Here is a 3,380-nt window from a genome sequence, read left to right as displayed (position 1 = left end):
GCGAAGGGATGCAGAAGCTCAAAAAGGGCACCGGCGGACCGCCGCCGCTGCAGCTCACCGAGAACCCCGACATCCTGGCCACGATCTCGAAGCTGACCGAGGGCCGGCCGCCGCTGGTGATCGGCTTTGCGGCTGAGACCGAAAACCTGATCGACAACGCCACCGCCAAGCTGGCCCGCAAGGGCTGCGACTGGATCGTCGCCAATGACGTCTCGCCGGCCACCGGCGTGATGGGCGGCGACCGCAACACCGTGCATCTGCTGATGCGCAACGATGCCGCCGCCGATCTCGAATCGTGGCCGCTGATGACCAAGGACGAAGTCGCGACCGCGCTGGTGGCGCGGATCGCCCAAGCAATGGCAGTTCCCGCATGACCCAGACCATCACTGTTTCGATTCGCCATCTGCCGCACGGCGAAGGCTTGCCGCTGCCGGAGTATCAGACCGCGTATGCCGCCGGGCTCGACCTGACCGCCGCCGTCCCGCAGGATGCGCCGCTGACGCTTCAGCCCGGCCGCTACGTGCTGGTGCCGACCGGACTCACCATCGCGCTTCCGGAGAACTACGAGGCGCAGGTCCGGCCGCGTTCGGGACTCGCGGCGAAGCACGGCGTCACCGTGCTGAACGCGCCGGGCACGATCGACGCCGATTATCGCGGCGAGATCGGCGTGCTGCTGATCAATCACGGCAGCGAGCCTTTCACGATCCGCCGCGGCGAACGCATCGCTCAAATAGTGATCGCCCCGGTCAGCCGCGCTCAGTTCGTGGCGGTCGAGGTCCTGCCGGAAAGCGGCCGCGGCGCCGGTGGTTTTGGCTCGACCGGCCGCTGAGTGGCGGCGCCGCGTTGAGGTGTTAGTTCCGCGACTCAACTAGATTTAGTGTCAAGCACGGCCGGAATCGGCGCGGGAAAATATAAATCGTCCGTTTGCGGACGGTCATGACTCCGTTCACGGTCTGGACTCTTACCCCCCGAGTCGCGATGGCGATAATGTCCTCCGATTCGGCTATGGCGCGGCTTGTCAGTTGCGCCGTGCGGTTTGGGGCAATCGATGTCAGGCGTATTGGGGTCCATACGTCGGACCAGTCTGTCGTGCACCTCCCTGGTGCATGGTTTGGCTGGGACGGCCGTGATGGTCGCGTCCTCGCCGGCGCGAGCCGCAGACGATCACCTGGCCGCCATCACGTCGTCGCTGCTGCTGGACCTCAACCGCCACGAGATGATGACGTTGATCATCGCGCTCGCGGCGCTGGGCTTTTCGGTGATGTCTGCGATCATGCTGGTGCGGACGCGGCAACGCGCGCTTGCGCGCGAAGCGGGGCTGCGCGCCGACCTGCAGGGGCTGCAGGCGGAGTCCGATCGCTTTCAGGCGCTGCTGTTCGCCGAGCCGCAGGTGCTGATCTCCTGGGCCGCCGGTGACAGCCGGCCGCAGATCAGCGGTGACACCGCGCTGTTCCTGCCGCCGGAGACCCAGAGCCGCCAGCCGCAACGCGTGCTCGCGTTTGGAACTTGGCTGCCGCCCGAGCCGGCGCTGCAGATGGATCATGCCGTCGACGCGCTGCTCGACAAAGGCGAAGGCTTCCTGTTGCAGCTCGTCACCTCGACCGGCCGCTCGATCGAGGCGATGGGGCGCGCCGTCGGCGGTCAGGCCGTGGTCCGCATCCGCGAACTCAGCGGCGTGCGGCGCGAGCTCGCCGATATGAGCCGGCGCTTCAAGGCGCTGCAGGACGAAACCGAGATGCTGCGCGGCTTCGCAACCGCCGCGCCTTGGCCGATCTGGACCCGCCGCTCCGATGGCACGCTCAGCTTCGCCAACGCCGCCTATGCGCGCGCGACCGATGCCAGCGACGCCGCGGACGCGATCGGCCGCAATCTCGAATTGCTCGATTCTTCCGATCGTGCCGCGCTGGCGCGGGCGCTCAGCGACGGCTACGAATACTCCGGCCGGCTGCCGATCGTGGTCGGCGGCGAGCGCCGTTACTTCGACGTCCGCGCCCTGAAGGTGACCGGCGGCAGCGCCGGCATCGCGGTCGACGCCAGCGAAACGGCCGCGCTCGGCGCCGCCCTGGAGCGGATGGCCGATGCACATCGGCGCACGCTCGATCAGCTGTCTTCCGGCGTCGCGGTGTTCGACGCTCAGCGCAGGCTGTCGTTCTACAACGACTCCTATCGCAAGCTGTGGGACCTCGACCGCATCTTCCTCGACAGCCATCCCGACGACTCTACCGTGCTCGACCGGCTGCGCGCCGAGCGCAAGTTGCCGGAGGAGCGCGACTTCAAGGCGTGGAAGAACAAGCTGCACGAAGCCTATCGGGCGGTCGAGGCCGAGAAGGACGTCTGGTATCTGCCGGACGGCCGCGCGGTCAGCATCGTCACCACGCCCAATCCGGAAGGCGGCGTCACCTATCTGTTCGACGACGTCACCGAGAGCCTCGATCTCAAGCGCCGCTATGGCGGCTTGATCGACGTTCAGCGCGAAACGCTCGACAATCTCTCGGAAGCCGTCGCGGTGTTCGGCTCCAACGGCTGCGCGCAGTTGTTCAACCCGCCGTTCGCGCGGATGTGGAACCTATCGGCCGAGGCGCTGCAGAGCCAGCCGCACATCGAGGCGATCGAGGAGTGGTGCCGGCCGCTGTTCGACGACGAGGTGTTCTGGCAGGCGCTGCGCGGCGCCATCACCGGCATCGACGATCGCCGCCATGTCCTGCTCAAGCTCGAGCGCAAGGACGGCAGCGTGCTGGCCTGCAAGACCATGCCGCTGCCCGACGGCGCCACCATGCTGACGTTCCAGGACATCACCGACACCGAGAATGTCGAGCGGGCGCTGCGCGAGCGCAACGAGGCGCTGGAGACGGCCGATCGCATCAAGATCGATTTCGTCCACCACGTCTCGTACGAACTGCGCTCGCCGCTGACCACGATCATCGGCTTCGCGCACTTCCTCAGCGATCCATCGACCGGGCCGCTCACCGAGAAGCAGGCCGAGTACGTGAACTACATCACGACCTCGACCAATGCGCTGATGGCGATCATCAACAACATCCTCGATCTCGCCAGCATCGACGCAGGCGCCATGACGCTCAATCTCAGCCCGATCGACATCCGCAAGGTGATCGATGCGGCCGCCGAGGGCATTCAGGACCGGCTGGCCCGCGATCAGATCGCGCTGCAGGTCGATATCGATCCGGCGATCGACAGTTTTGTCGGCGATGAGCGGCGGGTCGTGCAGGTGCTGTACAATCTGCTCGCCAACGCGGTCGATTTCTCGCCCCCGCAAGGGACGGTGCGGCTGACGGTGCGCAGGGGCGAGACCCGCGTCGCGTTCACCGTGACCGACTCCGGTCCCGGCATCGCGCCGGCGTTCAAAGAGAAGATGTTCGATC

General features: G+C 66.7%; 3 protein-coding genes. All 3 read left to right on the top strand.

The window, feature by feature from the left end; translation table 11 throughout:
- Nucleotides 1–374: phosphopantothenoylcysteine decarboxylase domain-containing protein (locus DYI24_RS23640; RefSeq protein ID WP_283810891.1), on the top strand; the 374-nt coding region annotated here is incomplete at its 5' end.
- Complete coding sequence (gene dut / locus DYI24_RS23635) at nucleotides 371–829, top strand: dUTP diphosphatase (protein ID WP_164574058.1); 459 nt, start codon at nucleotides 371–373, stop codon at nucleotides 827–829. The genes DYI24_RS23640 and dut, both read left to right, overlap by 4 nt.
- 219 nt (nucleotides 830–1,048) lie before the next feature.
- Nucleotides 1,049–3,380: sensor histidine kinase (locus tag DYI24_RS23630; RefSeq protein WP_164574057.1), on the top strand; the 2,332-nt coding region annotated here is incomplete at its 3' end.

The sequence above is a fragment of the Rhodopseudomonas sp. BR0C11 genome, assembly GCF_010820945.1.
Taxonomy (GTDB): domain Bacteria; phylum Pseudomonadota; class Alphaproteobacteria; order Rhizobiales; family Xanthobacteraceae; genus Rhodopseudomonas; species Rhodopseudomonas palustris_H.
This window is presented reverse-complemented; position numbering and strand designations above follow the sequence as displayed.